Source organism: Limnoglobus sp., assembly GCF_059499385.1.
The window spans coordinates 14,537-40,093 of the sequence record NZ_JCABYM010000068.1; the positions used below are offsets into that span (position 1 = coordinate 14,537).

Here is a 25,557-nt window from a genome sequence, read left to right on the forward strand (position 1 = left end):
GCCCCGCCCGACATCAGCGAGCGTCGGCCCGTTTTCACCCCGAAGGGGTGGGAGATATTAGCCCAGGGCAAGGGCCGCAGGCCCGCCGCCCTGGGTGGCGGTCGCAACCACCCGCAGGCTGTAAGCCTGTGACAAGGCGGTCCCGGACACGCACATGCGCCCGCGTCCCCGCGCCCAGGGCGTTGCCCTGGGCTAGGCGCTGCCACCCCTTCGGGGTGAAAACAATTCTCGCGCGTGATGTGTACGAATTATCATTATAGGTGTCGCGTCAACCCAGGTGGCGATTCCGCCACGGGGGGGCCACCCGTGGCGGTGGCGGCGGTGGCGGTGTCGCTGCCATTCCGGCAGGTCGCCGGTCCGATTCTCGTTGACCCTCTCTCATCGCCCCCTCAAACTATCCGCACCCTCACTCCCCGGCTGGCATGAGTTCCTCCGTCCGACCAGAAGACGTGGCCCGGTACGTCCCCGCGTTCCTGCGGGCGCGGACGGCCACGTACACCGACCCACTGACGGACGCGACCGCGGAGGCAGCCTACGCCGCCGTGCTATTCGCCGACATCTCCGGCTTCACGGCCCTCAGCGAGCGGCTAGCCGCGAAGGGGGCCGACGGCGTCGAGGAGCTGACGCAGGCGCTCAACTCGTACTTCGGCAAGATGATCGAGGTCGTCACCGCGCACGGCGGCGACGTGGTGAAGTTCGCCGGCGACGCCATGCTCGCGTTCTGGCCGGTGAACACGGAGCGGGAACTGGAGGCCGTCACCGGCGTGGCGGCGAGTTGCGGGTTAGACGTGCAGGAGGCGCTGAAAACGTTCGTCGCGGCGACGGGTCATCGCCTCTACCTCCGGGTCGGCGTCGGGGCCGGGCCGGTGTTCGTCGTCAGCGTCGGCGGCGTGTTCAAGCGGTGGGAGTTCGTCGTCGTCGGCCCGCCGGTGATCGAGGCGACTCTCGCCAGCGGCGCGGGCGAGACCGGGCAGGTGGTCCTCGGCCTGCGGGCGTGGGGCTTGTTGAAGGAGACCGGCCGCGGCACGGAACTGACGCCGGAGTTCGCCCGGATCGACGCGCTGCCGCCGGCGGACGCATCGCCGCTCGTGCCCGTGCCCGTGCCGGACGAGGCCGTGCCGAACCTGCTCGCGTTCGTCCCGGCCGCGATCCACCGCCGCCTCGCCGCGCGGCAGACCGGGTGGCTCGCGGAGATGCGCCGCGTCACGGTGCTGTTCGTGAACCTGCCGGAGCTGAACTTCCGCACGACGCTGGCGAAGTCGCAGGAGGTGATGGTCGCCCTGCAAACGGAGCTGTACCGGTACGAGGGGAGCGTCAACAAGCTGAGCACGGACGAGAAGGGCGTGACGTTCGTGGCCGCCCTCGGCCTGCCGCCGCTGGCGCACGAGGACGATTCCGTCCGCGGCACGCTCGCCGCGCTCGCGATCCACGCGAAGCTGCGGGAACTCGGTTGGAAGTGTTCCGTCGGCGTGACGAGCGGCCGCGCGTTCTGCGGAACGATCGGCAGCGACGTGCGGTGCGAGTTCACCATGATCGGCGACGTGGTGAACCTGTCCGCCCGGCTGATGACCGCGGCGAAGGGCGGCGTCCTGTGCGACGAGGCGACGTTCAAGGCCGGGGTCGAGCGGTTCGAGTGGGAAATCCTGCCGGCGGTGCAACTGAAGGGGAAGGCCCACCTCACGCCGATCTTCCGCCCGCTGCGGGTGGCGCAGGACGTGGTCGGCCTCAAGCACTCGCAAGAGATGGTCGGCCGCACGGCCGAGCAACAGCGGCTGGACGCGATCACCCGCGACCTGCTCGACGACCGGAAGTCGGCCGTCGTGCTGATCGAGGGCGAGGCCGGAATCGGCAAGTCCACGCTCGTCGCCAACGTCCTGCGCCGCGCCCACAAGCTGAAACTGACGACGTGGCTCGGCGCGGCCCTCGCCATCGAGCGCTCGACGCCGTACTTCCTCTGGCGGTCGATCTTCCGCCAGCTCTTCAAGCTCGACTCGCACGATTCGCTCGAAGTCCAGCGGCAGCAGGTGTTGAAGCACCTCGCGTTCGACCCGGACCTGGAACACCTCGCCCCGCTGCTGGACGTGGTGCTGTCACTCGACTTCCCGCCGACGCCGCGGACGGCCGAAATGTTCGGCGAGGTCCGGCTCAGCAACACGAACGCGCTCTTGATCCGCCTGCTAACCCGCGAGACGGAGGCGGCCCCGCTGCAACTGATCCTCGAAGACTGTCACTGGCTCGACTCGGCGTCCTGGGCGCTCGTCCGGCAGGCGGCCGAACACGTCCCGGCCTTGCTCATCGTGATCGTCACGAGGCCGCTGACGGAGCCGTACCCGCGCGACTACTTACCAATCGCCAACGCGCCTTCTACGCACAAGCTGCCGCTCAGCCCGCTGTCGTCCGACGAGAGCATCGCGCTCGTGAAGCGGCGGCTCGGCGTGGCCGACGTGCCGGGGCCGATGGCCGAGGTGCTGCGTGCGAAGGCGCAGGGCAACCCGTTCTTCGTGGAGGAGTTGGCGTACTCGCTCCGCGACACCGGGAAGATTCAGGTCCGCGACGGGCACTGCACCATCACCGCGGCGGAAGACCTGCGGACGCTGCCGTTCCCGGACAACGTGCAGGGCGTGGTCACGAGCCGGATCGACCGCCTCGCCCCGCCGGAGCAACTGACGCTCAAGGTGGCGAGCGTCATCGGCCGGACGTTCACGAAGAACCTGCTGCGGGACGTGTCGCCCATCGAGGACGACAAGCCGCACCTGGACCGCCACCTGGACACGCTCATCTCGCAGAGCCTGACGACGCAGGACGCGCCGGACCCGGACCCGGCGTACAGCTTCAAGCACGTCATCACGCAGGAGGTGTCGTACCAGATGATGCCGCCGGCGCAGCGGAAGAAGCTGCACCAGGTCGTCGCCGAGTGGTACGAGGCCCACCACCAGGGCGACCTGTCGCCGTTCTTCCCGCTGCTCGCGAAGCACTGGTCGAACACCGATCGCGGGGCGAAGGCCATCGACTACCTGGAGAAGTCCGGCGAGAACGCGATGCGGGACTGCGCCCCGGAGGAGGCGGTCGCGTTCTTCTCGCAGGCCCTCGCGCTCGACGGGGAGACGGGCTTCCGCGCCGACCGGTTCCGCCGGGCGCGGTGGCAGCGGCAGCTCGCGGAGGCGCACTACAACCTCAGCGACCTCGGCACGGCCCTCGGCCATTACAAGACGGCCCTCGACCAGCTCGGCTACCCGATGCCGGTCACCGCCGCGGGGTACGTCGTCGCGGCGATGAAACAGTTCGCGAAGCAGTTGGTCCACCGCGCCGTCCCGCGGTTCTTCGTCGGCCGCCGCAAGGACCAGGCCGAGGCCCGGCTCGAAGCGGCGCGGGCCTACGAACGGCTGGTGCAAATCCACTACCTCAACAACGCGAAGGTCCCGTCCGTCCACGCCGCCTACAAGGCGCTCAACCTGTCGGAGACGGTCGGGGAGTGCCCGGAGTTGGCCCGCAACTACTCGCACGCGGCCGTCTTCAGCGGCCTGCTCATGATGCACGCATCCGCACGCGCTTACGTGAAACGCGCCCGTGCGATGGCGGAGCGGGTGAACCAGCAGTCGTGTTCCGCCTACGTCGAGTTCATCTGCGGCGTCTACTGGGTCACGGTCGGCGGGTGGGACGAGGCGGACCGCAACCTGTCAAAGGCGATGGAGATCACGGACCGCATCGGCGAACGCCGCCGGTGGTACGAGAGCGGGTTCACGCTGGCGAACGCATTCTCCCGCCGCGGCGACTTCCGCGCCAGCGTCGCCCTGGCGGAGAAGCTGCACCGCGTCGGCACGCAACGCGGCGTGCCGCAGGTTCAAGTGTGGGGGCTGAGCTGGCAACTCGCCTGCCTGCTCGGCATCGAGCCGCAGAGTCCGACCTTGCTCACACTCGAAACGGCACTCGCGAACTGCCTGGAATCGCACCGCACGGTCCCGCTGGCGGACCAGATTCTCGGCTACGGCGTCCTCGCCCTCTCGCAGTGGCGGCGGGGCGAGAAGTTCGCCGCCCGGCTGACGACGGAGGCGGCCGAGCGGATCATCTCGCAAACGAACCAGATTTCGCACTACCTGCCGCCGGCGTACAGCGGCCTCTCGGAAGTCTACCTCGGCCTGTGGGCGGACAGCACGAACGACCCGGCGACCGCGAAAGAGATGGACCGCCGGATGCGCCACCTGTGCAAGGTGCTCGGCCAGTTCAGCCTGATGTACCCCATCGGCAAGCCGACGGCGCTGCTGGTGAAGGGGCGGTACTACCGGATGCGGGGTTGGCGGCGGTCGGCCTCGCGGCTGTTCCGGCGGAGCCTCGCGGCGGCGGAGCAGTACCAGATGCCGTTCGAGCAGGCCGAGGCACACGCGGAGTTGGCGAAAGACGAAGCCGCGCCGCACGCGGCGCGGGCGCGGATGCTGTTCGAGCGGATCGCGAAGCCGTCTCACTCCGGGGCGTAGACGGTCCGCCCGCCGTCCACCGGCATCTGCACGCCGGTCACGAAGTCGTTGTCCAGGAACGCCAGCACCGCCTGCGCGATGTTGTGCGGGCTGCCCTCCCGCTTCACCAGCGTCGCGTTGATCGCCTCCCGCTTCTCCTCCTCGGGCAGGTCCGGCGGCAGCATGACCGGGCCGGGCAGGATCGCGTTCACCCGCACCCGCGGGTTCCGCGTCCCGAGTTCCACCGCCAGGCAGCGGGTGATGGCGCTCACCGCCCCCTTGCTGGGGAAGTACGCCGCGTAGTTCAAGTACGGCCGCACCTCGGCCCAGTCGCCGACGTTCACGATCACCCCGCCGGCGTCCTGCTTCACCATGAGCAACCCGACGTGCTGGCACATCAGGAACGTGCCGAGGGCGTTCGTGTCGAAGTGGAACTTCACGTCCGCGGCCGTCACTTCTTCGAGCCGCTTGCTGTTCCAGACGGCGGCGCAGTTCACGAGTACGTCGATCCGGCCGAACGCCTCGCGGACTTGCTGCACCAGCTTCCGCACGGCCGCCTCGTCGCCGAGGTCGGCGGGGAACGGCTTCGCCGCCACGCCGTGCTTTCGGAGGTCCGCGGCCGTCTCCTCGGCTTCGGCGGCGGACGAGCGGTAGTGGACGGCGACGGCGTACCCGCGGCGGGCGAGGGCGTCGGCCACGACGGACCCGACCCGCTTCTTCCCGCTGCCGGTGACCAGTGCGACGAGCTGCGTGTTCATGTTCGTGGACCCGTTGGAGAGTTCGTCGGCCGTTGGATGCCGCCGCGGGCGGTCGGTTACTCAAATTCTTAGGCAGAATGTGGTGCGCCCGCGAGCCGGTTCATAAACCGGAATCGACACCGCCGCCAGGGTAACAGCGAAACATGACGTGGCCCCGACTGTTGATGCGGCTCTTGCTCGGGAGCCGCCGCCCGACCGCCTCCGGCGAGCACCGCGTCCCCGGCCTGCGGGCCGACCTCACGATCCGCCGGGACAAGTTCGGCGTGCCGACGATCGAGGCCGAGAACGACCACGACGCCTACTTCGGCGTCGGATTCGTGCAAGGGCAAGACCGTGGGTTCCAGCTCGAATCGCACCTGCGGGCCGCCCGCGGGACGATGAGCGAACTGGTGGGGAAGGTCGCGCTGCCGCTCGACCGGGTGAGCCGCCGCATCGGGTTCCGCCGGGCCGCGGACGCGCAGCTGCCGGCCCTCGACGCCGACGTTCGCGACGCGATGACGGCGTTCGTCGCGGGGATCAACGCCGCCCGCGGACTGGAGCCGCGGCCGCCGCACGAGTTCCACTTCCTAAAGGCGACGCCGACGCCGTGGGAGCCGGCCGACGTGCTGGCGCTCGCGAAGTTCCAGGCGTTCCTGCTGCCGTCGAACTGGGACGTGGAACTCGCCCGGCTTCAGATTCTGCGGGCCGACGGCTCGAAAGCGGTACGGGAACTCGATCCCGTCGGCGACGCATCGGCGTTCGTCCGCGACACGAAGCGCGGCCCGGCGGACGTGCTGGCGGAAGACTTGTTGCACTTCACCCGGCACTTCGGCCGCGGCGGGGGGTCGAACAACTGGGTCCTGGCCGGGACGCGGACGGCGACCGGCAAGCCGATCCTGGCGAACGACCCGCACCTCGCCCCGACGCTGCCGAACCCGTGGTACCTGGCGCACGTCAACACGCCGGCGTGGGCCGTCGCCGGGGCGACGCTCGTAGGAACGCCGATCTTCTCCATCGCGCACAACGGGTTCGCGTGCTGGGGCGTGACGGCCGGGCTGACCGACAACACCGACCTGTTCCTGGTGAAGCCGAGCGATCAGTTCCCGAAAGTTCGGGAAGTCATCCGCGTGGCCGACGGGCCGGACGAGGTGGAGGAAGTCGTCGTCACGCCGCACGGTCCCGCGGTCGCGGGGTCGGCCGACGAGCTGATTACAATGCGGGCCGTGTGGCTCGACCCGCTACCCGTGCGGGGGTTCTTCGACGCGCCGCGGGCCAAGAACTTCGAGCAGTTCCGGGAGGCGTTCGCCGCGTGGCCGACGATGCCGCTGAACGTGCTGTACGCGGACGAGACCGGCCTCATCGGGTACCAGCTCGTCGGCCAGCTCCCGAAGCGGAAGGTCGGCAACGGCACGCTCCCGCTGCCCGCGGAGGTCGGCGGGTGGGACGGGCTGGTCCCGTTCCACGAGATGCCGTTCGCCGTCTACCCGGACGCCGGGTTCCTCGCCACGGCCAACGACCGGACCGACGCGAACGCGAAGTTCGGCGTCGATTACGTGGACCCGTACCGCGCGGAGGTCATCCGCGAGGAGCTGACGAAGCGGTCGAACTGGGACGTGACGGTGTGCGGCGAGTTGCAGCGGAACCAGCGGTCGAAGCCGTGGGAACTGGTCCGCGAGATCGTCCTGGCCGTGCCGAGCGACAACCCGGACGCCGAGTTGGGGTTGAGCCTGCTCCGCGACTGGGACGGCCACGTTTCCGCGACCTCCCCGGCGGCGGCCGTGTTCGAGTTACTCCTCGCCGAGATGTGCGAGCGGGTGGCGAAGGCGAAGGCCCCGACCGCGTGGCGGGCGGCGCTCGGCGGCGGCCTCGACCTCGGCCCGTTTACCAACAGCCTGTTCGGCGACCGCCGCGTCGGGCATCTGGTCAAGCTGTTGCAGTCGAACGCCGAGGAGTTGGCGGACGAACTGCACGCCGCGCTCACGGCCGTCGTGCGGAAGCTGCGGACGACGCACGGCCCCGGCCCGGCGTTCTGGCAGTGGGGCGACCTCCGGCAACTGCGGCTCGAACACCCGCTGTTCAAGGACCACTGGCTCGGCCGCGTGTTCAACGCCGGCCCCGTCCCGGTCGGCGGCGACGGCAACACCGTCTTCCAGGCCGCGGCCCACCCGCTCGACCCGCTCGGGTTCACGCAGAACGTCCCGAACCTGCGGGCCGTGTTCGACGTGTCGAACTGGTCGAACTCGCGATTCGCCCTCGCCGGCGGGCAGAGCGGCAACCCGTGCTCGGCGAACTTCGCCGACCTGTTCGAGCTGTGGCAGGCCGGCGGTTCGATCCCGATCCCGTGGGGCGCGGACGAGGTGATTCGCACGGCTGTGACGAGCTTGCGGCTGCGACCGGATGGGTGAACGACTGCACTTTCGCCCGCGGAACGCGCGCGGTAATTTAAACGGAAAGGAGAACCCCATGTCCGTCACCGTTCGGCCGACCCGACCCGCGAACAAGGCCGCCGCCGATCAGGGGCCGTTGTTGCCGCTCGTCGCGGAGGTCGTCCCGAACCACGACCTGTGGTTGGATTCTCCGAACGCCGCGCTCGGCGGGCAATCGCCGCGCGAGTTGCTCGACACGGACCAGGAAGACCGCGTCCGGGAAATCGTCCTCGCGTACAAGTACGGGGTTCTGTCGTGAACCTCGCGGGCGTCGGCTCGCTCACACCCATCTCGATTTCCGGTACGTGGTGGCGGGCCGTTCAAGTCCGCCACCTGCCGAATCCGCTCGGCACGACGCACACGAATACAACGCCGGGCCGGTTCAACGCGGGAACAACCACGCACCCGGGGATGGAAGTGCTCTACCTCACCGAAGACCTGCTGGTGGCTCAGTTTGAGGTCGGGGCGCTGCTCGGGTCACCGATCCCTGGGCACTCCTTCGTTCCGAACCCGCTCGCCGTGGGCTGGTCCTTCCTGCCGATGACCGTGAGCGTGGGGGCCGTCGCGGACGTGACTTCGCCACCCGAACTCGTGAAGCTCGACACCTCGGTGCAAGAACTCACCGGCGACTGGCGGGGGTACGGGCTTCGGCTGCCGCCCGTGCCGGCGTTGACCCGGCCGCACTGGTCGAACGTGCCGACGCACCGACTCGCACACGAGATTCACGCGGCCAAGACGTTCGAGGGCCTCCTGACGTTCTCGGCCAAAGTTCCAACGAAGCGGAACCTTGTCCTCTTCCCCAACCGGCTAAAGAAACCGAGTTTCGTTTCGTACACCGACCCCGCCGGAACGACGGTTCAAATTCCTTGATCCGTCACCACACGCCCAGGCAGCACCCGACGCCGCTGCCGCCGCCGAGGATCGGCAGGATGCGGCGCTCGAACGGCAGCTTCAGGTACTCGCCGCGGTCGTAGACGACCTTGCCGCCCATGACCGTGTGCGTGACGTGCGTGGCGTGCTCGAACGGGTCGCCGTCGTACAGCACGAGGTCCGCCACCTTGCCGACCTCCAGGCTGCCGTGGTCCTTGTCGATGCCGAGCAGCTTCGCCGCGTCGAGCGTGACGGCCCGCAGCGCCCCGGCGTGGCCGAGGCCGTTCGCGGCCGCCACCGCCGCCTCGTGCCGCAGGTTCCGCTGCTTCGGCACGTACCCCTCGAAGCTCGTGCAGATCGTGACCGGGACGCCCTTCGACTTCAGGTAGGCCGCGTTCGCCAGCAGCGTGTGCCGCGTCTCCATCGACCCGCCGGGCCGCTGCGTCGTCGGGTGGACGATCACCGGCACTTTGCGTTTCGCCAGCTCGTCGGCGACCAGGAAGGCGTCCGTCGCGAGGACGAGGACCGGCTTCAGGCCGAACTCGTCGGCGATGCGGAGGGCCGTGAGGATGTCGTCCGAGCGGTGCGCGGCGAAGTAGACGGGAACCTTACCGACCAGCGCCGGGAGCAGGGCTTCCAGTTTCGGCGAAGCCGCCGTCGGCTTTTTCTGCTTGTAGCCCTGGGCCTCGGCGAACGCCTTGCGAACCAGGGCCGCGACGCCCATGCGGGTCTTCGGCCCCTTGTCCTTGAACGCCTCCTTCGGCGACTCGCCGAGGTTCACGAGAATCCCGGACACCGACTTCAAGGCCGCACTCTCGGCCGTCCGGCCAGTGGTGCGGAACACGCCGCCCTGCCCGGCGATCACCGCGGCCCGGCCGGGCGTGGCGTGGACGACCGTGACGCCGTTCGCCCGCAGGAACTCCAGCAGTGGTTCGGTCGGGTTGAACCCGTCGAGGACGCGGATGTCGGCCTGGTTCGGGTCGCTCGGCTCGTCCTGGTCCTGGTCGGCCGAGATGTTCCACGCCCCGCTGACGCCAGACGTGGTGTGCGCGTCGATGAGGCCGGGCGTCACGTCAGTCGCGGAAAGGATTGCAACATCGTCCGGAAACGCCCGCCCGAGCTTTGCCTCGCGAATTGCGGTGATCCGGCCGTTCTCGATTTCGACTTCGCCGGGGGAAACGACCTCGCCCGCTCCGGTGTGAACGCGGTCCGCCACGACGACCATCTTCTTGGCGTTCGCCGGAGTGGCGGGCTTAATGGCGGGAGCGCGCTTCGCGGCCGTTGGCCGCTCCGCTAATCGGACTGTCGGGGTTTGTTCTGCGTTCGGCAACCACAACCCGCCGTCGCGGTAGGGGCGGTCCTTCGCGTCGGCGGCGTCGAACACCTTCTTCCCCTCGATCCACGTCTCCTGCACCTTCGTATAGACGCTGAACGGGCTGCCGCCGAGGACCACGAAGTCCGCGTCCTTGCCCGGCTCCAGCGACCCGACGCGGTGGTCGAGGTGCATCACCTTCGCCGGGGTGATCGTCAACGTCCGCAGCGCGGCCGCCTCGCTCAGCCCGCCGCGGACGGCCAGCGCCCCGGTCGCCAGGATGAACCGCGACTCGGTGATGAAGTCGTCCGTGTTCACGCACACCGGCACGCCGGCCTTGTCCAGGATCGCCGCGTTCTCTTCCAGCAGGCCCATCGTCTCGGCCTTCCCGCCGGGGCTGTCCACGAGCGTCAGCGACACCGGAATCTTCCGCTTTGCCAGCTCCTCCGCGACGCGGTAGCCCTCGGTCGCGTGTTGCAGCACCAGCTCGAAGCCGAACTCCTCCGCGATCCTCACGGCCGTCATCAGGTCGTCCGCCCGGTGGCAGTGGAAGTGGACCGTCCGCCGCTTCTCCAGCACCTCGACGAGCGGTTCCAGGCCCAGGTCGCGGTCCGGCTTCTTCTCGCCCTTCAGCTTCTCCGCGTACTCCTTCGCCTTCACGAACTGCTCTCGCTGCAGCGCCGCGATCTTCATCCGCGTGAACGGGGCTTGCCCGCGGCGGCCGTACCCCTTCGGGTTCTCGCCGTTGGCCATCTTCAGCCCGCCGACCACCTCGACGCCGTCGGCCCGCTTGCCGGTGACCCGCATCTGCTCGACGGTGCTGCCGCGGAACTTCACGTACAGCGTCTGCCCGCCGATGACGTTGCCGCTGCCGGGCATGACGTTCGCCGTCGTGATGCCGCCCGCGAGTGCCATGCGGACGCCGGGGTCGTTCGGGTCGATGGCGTCGATCGCGCGACCGGCCGTCTGCACCGGGCCGCTCATCTCGTTGCCGTCGGAGTGCGCCGGGACGCTCGGCTTCGGGTAGATGCCGACGTGCGAGTGCGTGTCCACGATGCCCGGAATGACGACCGCGCCCTTGAGGTCGATCACCTTCGCGTCGGCCGGCACGTCCACGTCCTTCCCGACGGCGACGATCTTTTCGCCGCGAACGACGAGCGTGCCGCCGATGATCGGCTCGCCCGCGGCGGTGTGGATCGTGGCGTTGCGGAAGGCCGTCGGCGGGTCGGCCGCGGGGCTGAGCTGCGTGAGCAGAAACGAGAAGAAAATTGTCAGACGGAACATGTCGAACCTTCCGGGAAAAAGGACGCGGTTCCAGCAGGTTAAGCGGTTGCTTTCCCCGCGACCAGGGTTAAGATGCGCCTAGTTCACGTCCGTCGCTGACTCGACAAACTCGTAACCGGAGGGACTCAATCATGAGCTTCAAGATGCAACGCGTCCACGTCTACCACGCCGAGGTGGACGACAAGCCGGGCGGCATCGCGGCGAAGCTGAAGACGCTCGCCGAGGCGGGGGCGCACCTGGAGTACGTGTACAGCCAGCGGTCCGCGTCGAAGGCGGGCATCGGCGAGTTGTACGTCGCCCCGCTCACCGGGTCGAACGAACTCAAGGCGGCGAAGGCGGCCGGGCTGCACGAGGTTCCCGAGCCGTTCGTCTTCCGCGTCGAGGGCGACGACCGGGCCGGCCTCAGCGGCAAGCTGACGCAGGCGTGGGAGATGGCCGGCATCAACCTGCACGGCCTCGTGATGAGCGTGCTGCAAGGGCGGTTCGTCGGGTACGTGACGTTCGACACGGCCGCGGACGGGAACAAGGCCGCGACGATCCTGGCGGAACTCGGCACCAGCGACGCCCACGCCTCCCCGGTGCGGAAGGCCGCCAACGGCGTGAAGGTCTGAGCCGCAGTCCGAGGTGGCGCTTCTCTCCATCGCCGCCGGCTCGTCCGGCGGTTTCGCATTATCGGCCGAAGAATTTCCGGACGGGCACGGCGAACCCCGGCAACACGTCCGGCAGTGCCAGCTCGTCCCCGTTGTGGAATCGCTGCGGCAGCTCGTCCGCGCGGAACACGGCCGCCGATTCCGTCTGCGGGTCGAGGACGACGACAACCCGCACGCCCGCACGGATGTAGTCCGCCGCCTTTTCCGTCAGGTCCGCGATGCTGTTCGAGGGGGACCGGACTTCGATCACGAGTTCCAGCGGCGGGACGAGGGGGCCGACCGGCGTGGGACGGTCAGCCGGTAACGTTTCGTAGCTAATGAAGCAATGGTCGGCCCCGAGGAACGTGTCCGGGTCCGTCCGGGTGCGGACGAACGTGTCGTGGCTCATCAGCCGGCCGAGGCCGTTGGCCTCGATGAAGTTCCCGAAGATCAGCGTCGCCTTCACGCACACTTGACCGTGCAACGCGCCGGGCATGGGAGACCTCACGAGGCGGCCCCGGACTAACTCCACGCCGGACTCGTCGCCGTGGGCGCGGAGGAACTCGTCGGCCGTCATCAATCGCGTCGCGGCGGTGGTACTCATGTCACCCCTCGTCAGACCCGCATGGTAAACTGTCGCCGTCCCGCCAACCAGCCGAACTTCGCCGGGGGCCGTCCGATGTCCAAGAAATCCGACGCCATTGCCTTCAACGAGCGGGGCAACGTCTGCCGCGAGGCCGGGAACTGGCAGGCGGCCGTCGAGCTGTACGAGCAGGCCGCCGCCCTCGCGCCGAAGTGGGGTTCGCCGTCGTACAACCTCGGCCTCGTCTACAAGTACCAGAACCGCTGGGAGGAATCCCGCGACTGGAACCGGAAGGCCGTGACGCTGAACCCGAAAGACGAGGCCGCGTGGTGGAACCTCGGCATCGCCGCGACCGCCCTCGGCGACTGGCCGACGGCGCGGGCCGCGTGGAAGGGGTTCGGCATCGAACTGCCGGCCGGCGACGGGCCGCTCGACTTCCCGTGTGGCTTCGGCCCCGTCCGGCTGAACCCGGACGGCGACAACGTCGAAGTCGTGTGGGCCGACCGCCTGTGCCCGGCCCGGATGGAGATTCGCAACATCCCGTTCCCGGAGTCGTACCACGCCTGGCAGGACGTGGTGCTGAACGACGGCGCGCCGGTCGGCTATCGCCAGTACAAGGGGGAGGAAGTCCCCGTGTTCAACGCCCTCGACCTGCTCAAACCCAGCGTGTACGGCACGTACCGGGTCGAAATCGAGATGGACTATTCGGACGAGCTGATGATCGAGCTGACCGACCTGGCGGTGGCACGCGACGGGTACGCCGAGAACTGGACGCACTCCGTCCGGATGCTGTGCAAGGCGTGCAGCGAGGGGCGGCCGCACGTGGCCCACGACCACGACGCGGCCCCGCCGGCGGGCGTGCAACGGGTCGCCATCGCCGCGAAGGGGCAGACAGCCGCGAACGCCATCCGCAAGGCGTGGAAGGCGCACCCGGCGAAGCCGAAGGTCGGCGAGGTGGTCGAGTGCTTGAAGCCGCGCGGATAATGACCCCGGCCGAAGAGACTCGGCCGGGGAACGGGGTACGGGTCAGTTCTCGCTGACGACTTCCCCTTGCGACTTGCTGACCATCTGCGAGAACGTCCGAACGGTTAGCGTGTCGCGGAGGAACCGGACGCTGCCGTCGCCGAACAGGCACATGTTCCCGCCGGTGTGGAAGCTGTACGCCTCGTTGTTGTTGTTGCAGTTCGTCCAGCACGGCCCGCCGGTCGTCAGCCCGTCGGTCGTGAACCCGTCCACCCAGTACTCGTTGTCCGGGTCGGACCACCCGGACCCGCTCGTGTACACGCCGGCCTGGGCCGCGTTCCGCACGTACCGGACCGGCCGGGCCGCGTCCTCGTTCACCAGCACGGTGTTCGACAGCCCGTCCGTGATGCCGGTCATCTTGACGAACGACTTCTGGTTGAAGAACGCCGGCGAGCAGCCGGTGGAGAACGACGAGATCGCGCCGATCGGCAGCAGCGCGCCGCTGTACTGGAGGGCGTCGGTCGAGCCGGCCGTGGCGGCGACGCCGGGGATCGGGTCGACGAGGTTGTTCGGCGGGGCGAACACGCCGGTGAACAGCCGGCGGTTGACGCCGTTGACCACCGCGTAGTCCGTGACCGCCACCCGGCGGGTCGGCGTCGTGAAGTTGCCCGGATCGAACTTGTCCGCCAGCGGGCTGGACGGGCAGATGAACGTCTTGATGACGTTCGCCGTGGCCGGCTGCTGCGCCGCGTCGGACCAGGTGACGTTCAGGTTGTACAGGCGGAACACGTTCTCCTGTTCCATGTACGGCAGGATGAACGTGAAGAACCCGTGCGACACGTTCGGCGTCGTCACCCCGACCTCCGGGGCCAGCACGCCGCACTGCGTGTCCACCCGCGCCGGCGGGAAGAACTGGTAGGCGCTCTCGTAGTTGTGGGCGGCGAGGCCGACCTGCTTCAGGTTGTTCGAGCAGGTCATCCGGGCCGCGGCCTCCCGGACCTTCTGAACGGCGGGCAGGAGCAGGCCGATCAAGATCGCGATGATCGCGATCACCACCAGCAGCTCGATGAGGGTAAATCCCGAACGACGGGAACGCATGACGACACTCCACGGATGAAGGAACGGAACGAAAAGAGAGGACGACGTAGGGGGCTACTTGCCCGAAGTCAGCTCGAACGGCTTCAACTCGGTCCCGCCGGCCGGGACGGTGACTTCCAGCCCGGACTTCTGGGCGGTGTTGTACTTCGCCGGGATCGACGGCGCGCCCTTCTTCTTCCGCACGGCCTGGTCGCTGCCGTCGTCCTCGGCCGGGGCGTTCGGGGAGTCGATGCCCACCCAGTAGTCCCCGGCCGGCGCGCCGTCCCCGGTGGCGTAGGTCGAGAGGACGAAGTTCCCGTCCCCGTCCGTCGTCGCCTGCGGCCGCTCGTTCATCACGAACTTGCTCGCGTCCTTCGGGATGAGCGCGACGAACGCCCCCTTGAACGGCTTCCCGTCGAGCAGCACGCGGCCCTTCACGGCATGGGTCTTCTGAACGCGGGCGTCGCCGCCGCAGCCGGCGAGGCAAACGACGACCAACCCGACCAGCACGCGGCCGACGGAGCGGGGCATGGAACACCTTGCGAGTCGAATAAAAGAGTGACGACTTATCAATTAGCTCGACAGATGTGCCTGACGCGAACGGTCGATGAATCTTCCGTGAAGCTCGCCCGCGGAGGGGAATGGGCCGGGGTCAGCCCCGACGCTTGAGCAGAACGCTCGCCCACTTCGCCGCGGCCATCAGCAACAGCGCCCCGACGGAGCAGACCACGAAGACCGTCAGTCCCAGGTTCAGGTAGCCGGCCACCTCCCGGCCGCCGCGGATCATCGCCGGGAACCGCTGCGTCACCATGATCCCGGCGGCGGACAGCGTCGTCGTGCAGACCCACAGCATCGGGAGTACGGTGATGAACGCATACCGGCCGCGGCCGCTGTTCACCAGCCACGTCGTCACGAGCGCCAGGGCCAGGGCCGCGAGCAGCTGGTTCGCGATGCCGAACATCGGCCAGATGGTCTCGATGCTGCCGAACCAGATGAGCCACCCCCACCCGCCGGTGATGACGGCGCTCGCGAGGATCGACCCCGGCAGCCAGTCCGGCCGGGCGAACCGCGGCTCGACGCGGCCGAGCGTCTCCTGCAACAGGAACCGCCCGATCCGCGTCCCGGCGTCGATCGTCGTCAGGATGAACAGCGCCTCGAACATGATCGCGAAGTGGTACCAGTACTTCAGCACCGAGTCGCCCGCGACGCCGAGCCACCGGAAGGCGTCCTCGAAGATGACGGACATGCCGACGGCCAGCGTCACCGCCCCGCCGGTCCGCCCCCGCAATGACTCGCCGCCGACCTTCTGCTCGACCGTGCCGAGGTCCAGGTGCTGCAGGTTCCCGCCGACCGCGAGCATCTTGTCCCGGCCGTACTTCTCTTGAATCTCCGCGACCTGCTTCTGGTACTCCTGCGTCCGGTCGATGGCGATGTTGATGTCGTAGTACAGGTCGTTCGGCAGGCTCGCGGCCGCGATCAGCGCGACGACGCCGACCAACCCTTCGATGAGCATCGCCCCGTAGCCGATGGTGCGGACGTGCGACTCCTTCTCGACCATCTTCGGCGTCGTGCCGGACGACACGAGGGCGTGGAACCCGCTAACCGCCCCGCACATGACGCAGATGAACACGAACGGGAAGATGCTGCCGGGGAAGGTCGGCCCGCCGTTCAGGAACACCTCGTTGAGCATCGGGGCGCGCAGCGGCGGGTTCGCGATCACGACGCTAACGACGAGCAGGATCACCGTGCCGATCTTCAGGAAGCTGCTCAGGTAGTCCCGCGGGCCGAGCAAGAGCCACACCGGGAGGACCGCGGCGACGAACCCGTAGACGACGAGCGCGAGGATGGTCGAGTCCCGCGACAGCGAGAAGACCGGTTCGATCGCGGAGCCGGGAACCCACCCGCCGGCGACGACGGCGAACAGCGTCAGCCCGCCGCCGATGAGCGACGCCTCGACGACGCGGCCCTTGCGGACGCGGTACATCCAGAGGCCGGTGAACAGCGCGATCGGGATCGTGCAGGCGATGGTGAACGTGCCCCACGACGAGCCGGGGATGACCTGCGTGCAACCGGCGGGCAAGGTCCAAACCGTCTCCTCGACGTACTCGTAGCTTGAAAATTCCAAATCGTTCGCGAGAGGACCGCCTCCCTCAGCCCAGTTTGCTTTCTCGGGGTGAAGGGGCTTGTGTGCCAAACGCATTCCGGGAACGCGAATGTGCATTTGCTCCGATCTTGGGCTGATTGGTTCCCCCGGAGAGTAACGAACGGCAGAACCTGCCGGGAAACTGAAAACCCAGTTCTTGCCCGGCGTGTCTTGATTCCAACTGCTGGAAACTTTCTGACCCGCCGGCACGATTACTTGCATCCCCGCCGGCAGCTTCACCTCCTCGCCGCCGAGGGCCTTCACCACCACGAACCCCAGCCCGGCGAGCGCGATCACCACGATGAACAGGATCGCCAGCGACGCGATCACGGCGGCCGGCTTGCCCAGCTCGTGGCGGGCGATCTCGGCCAGGCTCTTGCCGTCCCGCCGGACGCTCGCGGCCAGCACGAGCATGTCCTGCACCGCCCCGGCCAGGCAGACGCCGATGACCAGCCACAACAGCCCCGGCATGTACCCGTACTGGATGGCCAGCACCGGCCCGATGAGCGGCCCGGCCCCGCTGATGGCCGCGAAGTGGTGGCCGAACGCCACCCACTTGTTCGTCGGGTGGTAGTTCTGGCCGTCGTTCAGCCGGTGCGCCGGCGTCTCGCGGGAGTCATCCAGGGCCGCGACCTTCGCGGCCAGGAACGCCGAGTAGTACCGGTACGCGACGGCCAGCACGACGAGGACGCCGAGCATGACCGGCATGGCGTGCAGCACCAGCCGGCCGGCGTCGTCGTGGTGGTAGAGGGAGAGCGCGAGCAGCGGCATGGGGGGTCGCCGACGAGGGAGGGATTTCGTCCCTCGTCAAGATACGGGCCGCGGCGGAATGGCAACCGGGCGGCTAGGCGTCCACGGTCACGTTCGTCGAGCTGCCCGTCAGGTAGCCGGAGGCGGCCGCGGCGATCGTGTACGTGCCGTTGTTGACGTTGTCGAACATGATCGTCCAGGTGTCCTGGTCGGTGTCCGTGTATTGCGACGCCGGGGCCGGGCCGCCGGTGGAGGACGTGAGGGTGAAGGTGACGGTCACCCGGACCGTCTCCCCCTCGCCTGGGCCGGGCGTTAGCGACCCGTCCACGGAAAACGAAGAATCCGTGATCCTCTCGTTACTCGGCGGGTAGCCGATGTTGACCTGGGGCATGAGATCTCGCTCGGGGTGGGGGAAGGGAACTCAGTCCGGGAGCGGTTCGAGGGTCACGTTCCGGACCGACACGATCGCATGGTACGCATACACGCCGACCGCGCCGCGGGGCGTCCACGCCGGGGCCGTGAGCGTCTCGCCGGGCCAGTACAACGGCCCTTCGGCCAAGTTGTGGAAGCGGATCGATTCGTTCAGGTCGGCGTCGCTCATCTCGGCGACGAGGGCCAACTCGCCGGCCGGTTGCTTCCAGAAGAAGCGAAGGCCGGACGGGGTCGCGTCGATCACGATCGTCCGCCACTCGAACCGCGGGTTCTTCAACAGCCCGTCCGGGTACGGGGCCTTGATCGACATGTTCGGGGCGACGAGGTCGCCGTTGCGGCGGAACGTCAGGTTGTCGAAAAAGTTGAACCCGTGCCTCGGGGCCAGGTCCGGCCGTTTCCGCTCCAACGGCGTGAGGTGCTCGGAAAACTGGACGCCTTGCCAACGGGTCGCTCCCGCGACGCCGGGCAGGGTCACGGCAGACCCGCCGACGAACAGGCCGACGTGTCCGTAGTGATCCGGCGACCGGTGTTGCCGGAGCTCGGCCGTCAGGCGGAACCGGGTGTGGACCGGGTCGCGGAGGAGGACGAGGTCGCTCTGGTCCTGCGTCTGGAACGTCAGCACGCCGTCGCCGGCGGGTTCCAACGGGACCGGGCCGGACCGCCACTCGTGGAACTTCGGCCGCCCGGTCTCGTCCAGCAGGCTGACCTTCCCCCGCCGGTCGAGTTCGGCCGCCAGTTCCCGCTCCGCGTCGGACGGCCACGCGGCAACGGCCACGGCCGCGACCAGGAACGGGAGCAGGGCGGCCGCCGCGACGGCCGCGCGGTTGCGGCGGAGGAACCGCCCGACCGCCTGCCCGCGGGTCAACGGCCGGGCGGCCGTCGGCTCGCCCGCCTGCCAGTTCCGCAGGTCGGCCGCGAGGGCGGCCGCCGACGGGTACCGCTCGGCCGGGTCGTGGGCCGTACTCTTCCGGATGATCGCGTCGAGGACCGGGCACGGCCCCCGGCGGGTCCGCGGCGGCGTCGCCCGCGGCTTCTTGGGCGGGGCGTGGCCGGTGACCGCGTGGTGCAGGGTGCTGCCCAGGCAGTACACGTCCGCCAGCTTCGTCACCTTCGCCGGGTCGCCCTCCGCCTGTTCCGGCGACATGTAGCTCGGCGTGCCGACGACCATCCCCTTCTCGGTGAGGTCGAGGCCGTCGGCGTGCTTGGCGAGGCCAAAGTCCGCGACCTTCACGGTCCCGTCGCGGTCGATCAGAATGTTGGACGGCTTCAGGTCGCGGTGGACGATCCCCTCTTGGTGCGCCGCGTGGACACTGTCCGCGGCCGCCGCGACGATCCGCGCCGCCTCGGCGGGGTCCAGGTTGCCGGCCCGGATCCGCTCGGCGAGGTTCGCGCCGGGGACGTACTCCATCGTGTAGTACGGGCCGAGGGCGCACTCCCCGACCTCGTAGATCGGCACGATGCCGGCGTGCCGAACCTTCGCCAGCGCTCGGACCTCGTTGGCGAACCGGTCCCGGAGTTGGCCGTCCGGGGAGAGGGTGAGCATCACCTTGAGCGCGACGGGCCGGTCCGTCGGCCGTTGCACGGCCCGGTAGACGACGCCCATCCCGCCGCGGCCGATGAGTTCCAGGTCGGTGTAGTTCGGGATGGTCGGGGTGACGAAGGCGACGTTCCGGTAGGCCACCCCCTGGCAGAGGGTGGACTCGATCCGCGTGTTCGCGAGGTCCGACTCGACCGGGTGGGCGGTCGGGACGGCCGGGGTGTCTTGGGCCTTCGGGGTGTCCGGGGGGATTCGGAGGGCGGACCCGCAGGAGAGGCAAACGCCGCTCGGCGTGTGGTCCAGGACGGGGTGGTGGCACCGCGGACAGGTCAAGGATTCCGCCATGAGAGCCTCAGGGTGGGGCCGGCGACTCCGCTCAACAGTACCGCGAAATACCGGCCCGGTCAATCGGCCGGTGCGAATTGTCGTGCCTTTTTTGGACCGATTCGGTTTCGCCCGGTTTGGTCGTTGAAGGCAGGACGGCCTTCGGCCGGCTCCGTCGGACGGGCCGCCGTCGCTCGACACGGCCGGCGGTGGCCGTGCCGGGCGACGGGGTCAGATGTTCGTCTGCGTCTCGCCGGACGCCCGGTCGCGGGCGCGGTCGTTCACGTCGATCACGAACCAGTCCGTGTCGCCGTCGCCCCACAGGTCGTCCCGTACCCCGGCGTCGTCGGAAATGGTCGTGGCGTTCAGGTACGTCGTGCCGTTCAGCCCGCCGGAGAGCGTGCCCTGGAGCCGGCCGACGCGGGTGGCATAGGACACGGTCGTCCGCGTCCACTCGTCGAGCAGCACGCCGAGCAAGGACAGGCTCGAGTCGTGGGCGGTCGAGCCGCCGATCAGCACGTCGTCGCCGGCGCCGCCGCGGAGCGTGTCCGCCCCGGTCCCGCCGATCAGGATGTCCCGGCCGGAACCGCCGTACAGCAGGTCCGCCCCCGTGCCGCCGAGGACGACCATCGGCCCGGACCCCTTGCGGCCGTCGAGCGTGTCGTTGCCGTCACCGCCGATCAGGAACGTGCGGGCCGCGACGCGGTACGTCGTGCCGCCGATCTTGCTGTCCAGGAGCGTGACCGCGTCGCCCCCGCCGTACCCGTCCGTCACGATCCGGGCCGGGGCGGCGAACGTGCCGACGACGCTGCCGTTGATCGTCACGCGAACGTCGCCGGCCGCGGTGACCGGCTGGAGGGTGATCGTGTCCGCGGCGGCCGTGCCGCCGACGGTGAGCGTGCCGTCGGCGAGCAGGGCGGCGACGACGGAGACGCCGCGGGTGGCGGGGGCGCTCGTCGCCCCGGCCGCGGCGCGGGCCGTCACGCTCACCGTGTAGTTGCCGCTGGCGGCGTAGGCGTGCGCCACCACGACCCCGCCGGCTGGGCCGGTGACCGTCTCCTGCGACCCGTCCCCCCAGGCGATCGTGTACGTGACCGGGGCGGTCGCGGCCGGGCCGGCCGCGGAAACCGTGAACGCCGCCGCCTGCCCGCGGACGGCGGCCGCCGGGCCGGCGACGGCCGCCGTCGGGGTGACGCTCTCGACCGTCACGCTCGCGGTCGTCGTGCCGCTCCCGCCGTCGTCGTCCGTGACGGTCAACGTCACGGCGTAGGTCCCGGCCGGCGTCGGGGTGAACGTGAAGGCCGGCCCGCCCCCGGCGGCGAACGGCGTCCCGTCCCGCGTCACCGACCAGGCGTAGACGAACCCGGCCGCCGTGTCGGACCCGCTCGGGTCGGCGACCGCCGAGGTGAGGTCGATCGCCGTGCCTTCCGCCGCCGTCGCCGGCAGCCCCAGGATCGTCGGCGCGGGGGCCACGTTCGTGACGAAGACGAGGGTGGTGTACGTCGCCGACCCGCCGTCGTTGTCGGTGGCGGTCAGCGTGACGTAGTACGTGTCCTCGTCGTCGTCCGGGGTGAACGTGAACGTCGAGCCGCTGCCCGTCAGGAACGGGTCGCCGTTCTTCGTGGCGGCCCACGTCAGCGTGACCGTGTCCAGGACGCCGGGGTCGGTCGCGACGCCGGTGAGCGTCAGGGCGGTCCCCTCGGCCACGGTCGGCGGGGCGTTCAGGATCGTCGGGGCCGGCCCCTGGTTCGCCACGTCGATGGTGGCCGAGGTCGCGGCCGCCCCGCCGTCGTCGTCGGTCGCCGTCAACGTGACGACGTAGCGGCCGTTGTCGTCGGGCGTGAAGGAGAAGCCGGCCCCGCTGCCGGTCGCGTAGGCGGTCCCGTTCTTGGTGACGGCCCACGTCAGCGCGACCGTGTCCAGGACGCCGGGGTCGGTCGCGGAGCCGGTCAGGTTGATCGCCGTGCCCTCGGCCACGCTCGCCGGGACGCCGGCGACGGTCGGCGTCGGGGCAACGTTCGTGACGGTCAGCGTCGCGGTCGTCGTCCCCGCCCCGCCGTCCGCGTCGGTCGCCGTCAGGCGGACGGCGTAGGTTCCCTCGTCCTGCGGCGTGAAGTCGAACGCGGCCCCGCTCCCGGCCGCGTAGTCGGCCCCGTCCTTCAACACCGTCCAGGCGAACGTGAACCCGGCGGCCGTATCCAGCGGGCCGGGGTCGGTCGCCGTCGCGGTCAGGCTGATCGCCGTCCCCTCCGGGACGCTCGCGGGCAGCCCGGCGAGCGTCGGCGTCGGGGCCACGTTCGTGACGGTCAGCACGCGATCTTGGTAGATGCCCCCGGCGTTCCCGTCGGCGACGTTCGACACGAGCAGGTACGGCCCGTCGTCTTGCGGCGTCCAGCTGAACACCCGCTCGGAGCCGAAGTCGATCAGGACGCCGTTCGAGAGGACCGCCCACCAGTACGTGATGCCGGTCACCGGGTCCGGGTCGTTGACGACCGCCTCGAACGTCATCGGCGTCCCCTCGCCGACCGTCGTGCCGGGGGTGATGGCGAGGAACGGGATGTCGTCGTTGACGATGGTGACCGGCAGGTGCGTCGGCGTGCCCATGATGGCGTTCTGCGTCGTCCGCATCTTGAAGAAGAACTGCTCGTCCGCCTCCAGGTGCAGGTCGCCGAGGATCGGGACGCGGACCACCTTCTGAAGCTCGCCGGGGGCGAACGTGACCGCCCCGGACACGTCGATGTAATCCACGCCCGGCACGGCCCCGCCGTCCTCGGTGACGAACGTCACCGTCACCGGGTCGTAGCTGTAGTTGGACAGCGTGAGGACGACCTCGGCGTCCGTCTGGCCGAAGTTCCCCTCGGCGAGCGGGCCGGGGACGGAAAGGCTGACCACCGGCTTCGGGTCGTCGTCGGTGATGAACCCGCTCACCTGCGGCGTGCCGATCTCGCCGCCGTTCGCCTCCGCGAAGTTCAGGAAGAACCGGCGGGTCGATTCCGGATACGTGTCGGCGACGATCGGCACGGCGACGGTCTTCGTCGTCTCGCCCGGCTGGAAGTACAGGAACGCGCCGGTCTGCTCGTAGTCGCGGGGGTAAATCGCCGTGTCGTTGGTGGTGTAGGCGGTCACCCACACGGGCAGGGCGGACTGGTTGCTGAGGGTGACGGTGAAGACGGCGAGGCTCGTCCCGCTGTTCCCTTCCACCACGGTCACGTCCGACGACGAGATGACCGGGTACGGGTCGTCGTTGACGATCGTGCCGGTCGCGTACCCGTTCGGGTTCGTCAGCGTCGCCCCGTACACCTCGGTGGCGAACAGATCGACGGTCTCGTCGAACTCGAAGACGTTGTCCGTGCGGACGACGACCTCGGCCGTGGTCGTGAGCTGGCCGGGCTGGATCGTCACGTAGGCGTCGAGCGGGTTGTAGTCCACGCCCTCGGTCGCCGTCCCGTAGAACGGGAACGTGTTCACCCGCACCCGCACCGGGATGACCGTCGGCTCGGAGAGGGTGAGCGTGTACGTCAGCCGCGGCAGGGCGGGGGTTGCGGCCTCGGACACGGACGTGTCGCCGACGGTCAGCGCCGGCACGACCGGCGTGGTCGTCCCGAACACGAGGGCCGGGGCCGTCGCCGGGCCGGCCGGCGGGGTGCTGATCGCGCCGAACCCGCCGGCGAACCCGGCGAGCTGCAGGCGGATGCCGAGCCAGGGCGTGCCGTTGCCGACCAGACTGAGGATGAGGTCGCGGTTCAGCAGGACCGACCGGCGGCCGCCGTCCGGGTTGTTGACCGTCCCCTCGCCGACGAAGTTGATCCCGGTCGTGCCGTCGGTCAGGTCGATGACGCCGTTGCCGCCGTAGGCGGAGACGTAGATCGGGAACGCCCCGGCCGTCGGGCTGTGCGGCGAGGTGTACTCGAACAGGACGTACTGCACGTCCGACTCGACGACGGCCGACACGTCGAACTCGAACACCGCCTGCTGGTTGTTCGGGGCGATGTACGAGGTCGTGACGGTCGGGCTGCCGCCGGACGTGAGCGTCTCGTACGTGCCGTCGTTGCCGGCGTCACGGACCGTGCCCCACGCCGCGGCCGGCAGCCGGATCGTGCCGGCCGTCGGGTCGTCGTTCTGGATCGTCGCCTGGCCGATCCGGTCGATAATGTTCGCCCCGCCCTGGACCGGCGCGACGGTGACGGTGAACGTCTCGTCCGCCTCCGTGAACGTGTCGCCGAGGACCGGGACGTTAATCGTGAACGACGTTTCGCCGGCCCGGATGAAGAACGACCCGGCCGCGGCCGTGAAGTCCGCCCCGGCCAGGGCCGTCCCCGCCTGCGTCGAGTAGCTGTACTGGAACGTCCCGGCCAACGGCTCGGACTGCGTCAGCGTGAACGCCGCGTTCCGCGTGCCGTCGTTCCCCTCCACGACCGTCACGTCGCTAATCACCAGCGTCGGCGTCGGGTCGTCGTTGCGGATCGTGCCGACCGGCCGCGGCTCGATGATCGCCACGTCCGCCCCGCCGGTCAGGGCGAGGTTGAACGACTCGTTCCCCTCGAACTGCGTGTCGCCGTACACCAGCACCGTCACCGACTTGACCGTCTCGCCCGGCGCGAACGTCACGCTGCCGGCGGTCGCCTCGTAGTCCACCCCGGCCGTCGCGGTGAACCCGTCGGTGGCGTAGTCCACCGTGATCGGGTTCGGGCTGGGGGCCGTCAGCGTCAGGTTGAACGTCAGCGGCGTCGTCCCGGCGTTCCCCTCGTCCACCGTCGGGTAGAGCGTGCGGAGGGCCGGCTTCGGGTTCGGCACGTCGGTGATGGTGATCGTCCCCGTGACCGGCGGCGTCGTCACGCCCCCGGTCCCGCCGCTGATCCGCAGTTGGATCGTCTCGCCGGAGTCGGCCACCGTGTCGCCGATGGTCTGCACCGCGACCGTCCGTGTGGTCGTCCCGGCCGGGAAGATCAGGAGGCCGCCGTAGACGAACCCGACCGGCACGAAGTCCACGTTCGGGCTGGCCGTGCCGATGCCGTCGAGGGTGTACGACACCGCGACCTGCGCCGCCTGCGGCTGGGACATCGTGATCGTGAAGCTCGTCTCCTGGCCCTCGTCCACCGTCCCGTTGCTGACGGTGAACGTCGTCGCGGGCGGCGGCGGCGGGGGCGGCGGCGGGCTGTTGGGCACGAGGCCGCAGTCGATCGACAGGTTCGTCGTGGTCGGCGACAGCGTGTAGTAGTTCGTCCACGCGGAGGAGCTGTAGAAGTCGTTGTCGAGGTTGTCGTTGCCGACGTTCGCCGGGCTGAGCGCGTACCCGGCGGGGATCGACGCGAGTTGAAGGTAGTAATACTGGCTGGCGGCGAGGCCGCCGACGTTGATCGAATACTGGCCGTTCGCGTCGGTCGTGGCGGTGCCGACGGTGGCACCGGTCGGCCCGATGAGTCGGATGCCGACGCCGGCGACGCCGGTTTCGCCCGCGTCCTGGAGGCCGTTGGCGTTCGCGTCCTTGAACACGAAGTCGCCCCAGACCGCGCCGCCCGGCGGCGGGGGCGGCGGCGGGCTGTCCGGCACGAGGCCGCAGTCCACGTTCAAGTTGCTGACCGCCGGGTCCACGGTGATGTAGTCCGTCCACGCGGACGTGCTGTAGAAGTCGTTGTCGATGGCGTCCGCCCCGGCGTTCACCGGGCTGAGCGTGAACCCGGCAGGGATCGAGAGCAGTTGCAGCCAGTACCCGGACCCGGCGGCGAGGCCGGCGGTCTCGAACCCGAACTTGCCGTTGGCGTCGGTCGTGGTCCGGGTGACCTCCGCGCCGTTGTTGATGAGCCGGACGACGACGCCGCTCACACCGCCCTCGCCGGCGTCCTGCAGGCCGTCGCCGTCCGCGTCGCGGAAGACGAAGTCGCCGAGGGTGGCGGGCGTCACCCGGTCTTCCAGCTCCAGGTACGAGAGGCGGGCAACCGGACGGTCGAACTTGGGGACGGGTTTCCGTCGGCGGGAGCGGTCGGGCATGGGAGGGTCTTTCCGGGCGTGGGCGGGAATGATTGCAAGTGGGGATGAGTG

At 69.5% G+C, this 25,557-nt stretch carries 15 protein-coding genes; 6 read left to right on the forward strand and 9 right to left on the reverse strand.

Translation table 11 applies throughout. The features are described 5' to 3' along the window. Window positions 1-422 precede the first annotated feature (422 nt). Entirely contained in the window at window positions 423-4,472 is a 4,050-nt protein-coding gene (locus tag AC5JJ2_RS12640; protein WP_495858350.1) for an adenylate/guanylate cyclase domain-containing protein, read from the forward strand. Here AC5JJ2_RS12640 and AC5JJ2_RS12645 read toward each other — a convergent pair. Further along, window positions 4,457-5,209 (reverse strand): SDR family NAD(P)-dependent oxidoreductase, encoded by a 753-nt coding sequence (locus AC5JJ2_RS12645; protein ID WP_495858351.1) that lies wholly within the window; start codon window positions 5,207-5,209, stop codon window positions 4,457-4,459. The two genes, AC5JJ2_RS12640 and AC5JJ2_RS12645, sit on opposite strands and share 16 nt — an antisense overlap. Before the next feature lie 143 nt (window positions 5,210-5,352). On the opposite strand from AC5JJ2_RS12645, the gene AC5JJ2_RS12650 reads away from it, so the two are divergent. From AC5JJ2_RS12650 to AC5JJ2_RS12660, 3 genes are read left to right on the forward strand one after another with little or no spacing between them, the layout of a single operon-like run. Then, on the forward strand, window positions 5,353-7,593 hold the full coding sequence (locus AC5JJ2_RS12650) for a penicillin acylase family protein (protein ID WP_495858352.1): 2,241 nt from the start codon (window positions 5,353-5,355) through the stop codon (window positions 7,591-7,593). Between the two features lie 58 nt (window positions 7,594-7,651). After that, window positions 7,652-7,873 carry an antitoxin Xre/MbcA/ParS toxin-binding domain-containing protein gene (locus AC5JJ2_RS12655; RefSeq protein ID WP_495858353.1) on the forward strand — a complete coding sequence of 74 codons (222 nt, stop codon included), beginning with the start codon at window positions 7,652-7,654 and terminating at the stop codon, window positions 7,871-7,873. After that, the gene (locus tag AC5JJ2_RS12660) at window positions 7,870-8,484 is read left to right on the forward strand and encodes an RES family NAD+ phosphorylase (protein WP_495858354.1); all 615 of its coding nucleotides are present in this window, start codon (window positions 7,870-7,872) and stop codon (window positions 8,482-8,484) included. The genes AC5JJ2_RS12655 and AC5JJ2_RS12660 overlap by 4 nt, the downstream gene beginning before the upstream one ends. 4 nt (window positions 8,485-8,488) lie before the next feature. On the opposite strand, the gene AC5JJ2_RS12665 is transcribed toward AC5JJ2_RS12660, so the two are convergent. Next, window positions 8,489-11,080 carry an amidohydrolase family protein gene (locus tag AC5JJ2_RS12665; protein ID WP_495858355.1) on the reverse strand — a complete coding sequence of 864 codons (2,592 nt, stop codon included), beginning with the start codon at window positions 11,078-11,080 and terminating at the stop codon, window positions 8,489-8,491. Window positions 11,081-11,211: 131 nt separating this feature from the next. On the opposite strand from AC5JJ2_RS12665, the gene AC5JJ2_RS12670 reads away from it, so the two are divergent. Next, a complete protein-coding gene (locus tag AC5JJ2_RS12670; RefSeq protein ID WP_495858356.1) occupies window positions 11,212-11,691 on the forward strand; it encodes an ACT domain-containing protein in 480 nt (159 codons plus the stop codon). A 58-nt stretch (window positions 11,692-11,749) separates the two neighbouring features. On the opposite strand, the gene AC5JJ2_RS12675 is transcribed toward AC5JJ2_RS12670, so the two are convergent. Continuing rightward, window positions 11,750-12,313 carry a Uma2 family endonuclease gene (locus AC5JJ2_RS12675; protein WP_495858357.1) on the reverse strand — a complete coding sequence of 188 codons (564 nt, stop codon included), beginning with the start codon at window positions 12,311-12,313 and terminating at the stop codon, window positions 11,750-11,752. A gap of 75 nt (window positions 12,314-12,388) precedes the next feature. Between AC5JJ2_RS12675 and AC5JJ2_RS12680 the strand changes: the two genes are divergently transcribed. Then, a complete protein-coding gene (locus tag AC5JJ2_RS12680) occupies window positions 12,389-13,276 on the forward strand; it encodes a tetratricopeptide repeat protein (RefSeq protein ID WP_495858358.1) in 888 nt (295 codons plus the stop codon). A gap of 42 nt (window positions 13,277-13,318) precedes the next feature. On the opposite strand, the gene AC5JJ2_RS12685 is transcribed toward AC5JJ2_RS12680, so the two are convergent. From AC5JJ2_RS12685 to AC5JJ2_RS12710, 6 genes are all read right to left on the reverse strand, one after another. Next, entirely contained in the window at window positions 13,319-14,353 is a 1,035-nt protein-coding gene (locus tag AC5JJ2_RS12685; protein WP_495858359.1) for a DUF1559 domain-containing protein, read from the reverse strand. A 54-nt stretch (window positions 14,354-14,407) separates the two neighbouring features. Beyond that, complete coding sequence (locus AC5JJ2_RS12690; protein WP_495858360.1) at window positions 14,408-14,863, reverse strand: transthyretin-like family protein; 456 nt, start codon at window positions 14,861-14,863, stop codon at window positions 14,408-14,410. 121 nt (window positions 14,864-14,984) lie between these two features. Next, window positions 14,985-17,246, reverse strand: a complete 2,262-nt coding sequence (locus tag AC5JJ2_RS12695) for a carbon starvation CstA family protein (protein ID WP_495858361.1) — start codon at window positions 17,244-17,246, stop codon at window positions 14,985-14,987. A gap of 73 nt (window positions 17,247-17,319) precedes the next feature. After that, the gene (locus tag AC5JJ2_RS12700) at window positions 17,320-17,616 is read right to left on the reverse strand and encodes a hypothetical protein (protein ID WP_495858362.1); all 297 of its coding nucleotides are present in this window, start codon (window positions 17,614-17,616) and stop codon (window positions 17,320-17,322) included. 30 nt (window positions 17,617-17,646) lie between these two features. Then, complete coding sequence (locus tag AC5JJ2_RS12705; protein WP_495858363.1) at window positions 17,647-19,539, reverse strand: serine/threonine-protein kinase; 1,893 nt, start codon at window positions 19,537-19,539, stop codon at window positions 17,647-17,649. A 210-nt stretch (window positions 19,540-19,749) separates the two neighbouring features. Beyond that, entirely contained in the window at window positions 19,750-25,506 is a 5,757-nt protein-coding gene (locus tag AC5JJ2_RS12710) for a Calx-beta domain-containing protein (protein ID WP_495858364.1), read from the reverse strand. Between the last annotated feature and the right edge of the window lie 51 nt (window positions 25,507-25,557).

Excerpts from the sequence above, each read along its gene's own strand:
- AC5JJ2_RS12700 (WP_495858362.1), bottom strand. The coding sequence starts at position 17,616 with ATGCCCCAGGTCAACATCGGCTACCCGCCGAGTAACGAGAGGATCACG.
- AC5JJ2_RS12710 (WP_495858364.1), bottom strand. The coding sequence starts at position 25,506 with ATGCCCGACCGCTCCCGCCGACGGAAACCCGTCCCCAAGTTCGACCGT.
- AC5JJ2_RS12670 (WP_495858356.1), top strand. The coding sequence starts at position 11,212 with ATGAGCTTCAAGATGCAACGCGTCCACGTCTACCACGCCGAGGTGGAC.
- AC5JJ2_RS12645 (WP_495858351.1), bottom strand. The coding sequence starts at position 5,209 with ATGAACACGCAGCTCGTCGCACTGGTCACCGGCAGCGGGAAGAAGCGG.
- AC5JJ2_RS12640 (WP_495858350.1), top strand. The coding sequence starts at position 423 with ATGAGTTCCTCCGTCCGACCAGAAGACGTGGCCCGGTACGTCCCCGCG.
- AC5JJ2_RS12695 (WP_495858361.1), bottom strand. The coding sequence starts at position 17,246 with ATGCCGCTGCTCGCGCTCTCCCTCTACCACCACGACGACGCCGGCCGG.
- AC5JJ2_RS12685 (WP_495858359.1), bottom strand. The coding sequence starts at position 14,353 with ATGCGTTCCCGTCGTTCGGGATTTACCCTCATCGAGCTGCTGGTGGTG.
- AC5JJ2_RS12675 (WP_495858357.1), bottom strand. The coding sequence starts at position 12,313 with ATGAGTACCACCGCCGCGACGCGATTGATGACGGCCGACGAGTTCCTC.
- AC5JJ2_RS12665 (WP_495858355.1), bottom strand. The coding sequence starts at position 11,080 with ATGTTCCGTCTGACAATTTTCTTCTCGTTTCTGCTCACGCAGCTCAGC.
- AC5JJ2_RS12655 (WP_495858353.1), top strand. The coding sequence starts at position 7,652 with ATGTCCGTCACCGTTCGGCCGACCCGACCCGCGAACAAGGCCGCCGCC.
- AC5JJ2_RS12705 (WP_495858363.1), bottom strand. The coding sequence starts at position 19,539 with ATGGCGGAATCCTTGACCTGTCCGCGGTGCCACCACCCCGTCCTGGAC.
- AC5JJ2_RS12690 (WP_495858360.1), bottom strand. The coding sequence starts at position 14,863 with ATGCCCCGCTCCGTCGGCCGCGTGCTGGTCGGGTTGGTCGTCGTTTGC.
- AC5JJ2_RS12680 (WP_495858358.1), top strand. The coding sequence starts at position 12,389 with ATGTCCAAGAAATCCGACGCCATTGCCTTCAACGAGCGGGGCAACGTC.
- AC5JJ2_RS12650 (WP_495858352.1), top strand. The coding sequence starts at position 5,353 with ATGACGTGGCCCCGACTGTTGATGCGGCTCTTGCTCGGGAGCCGCCGC.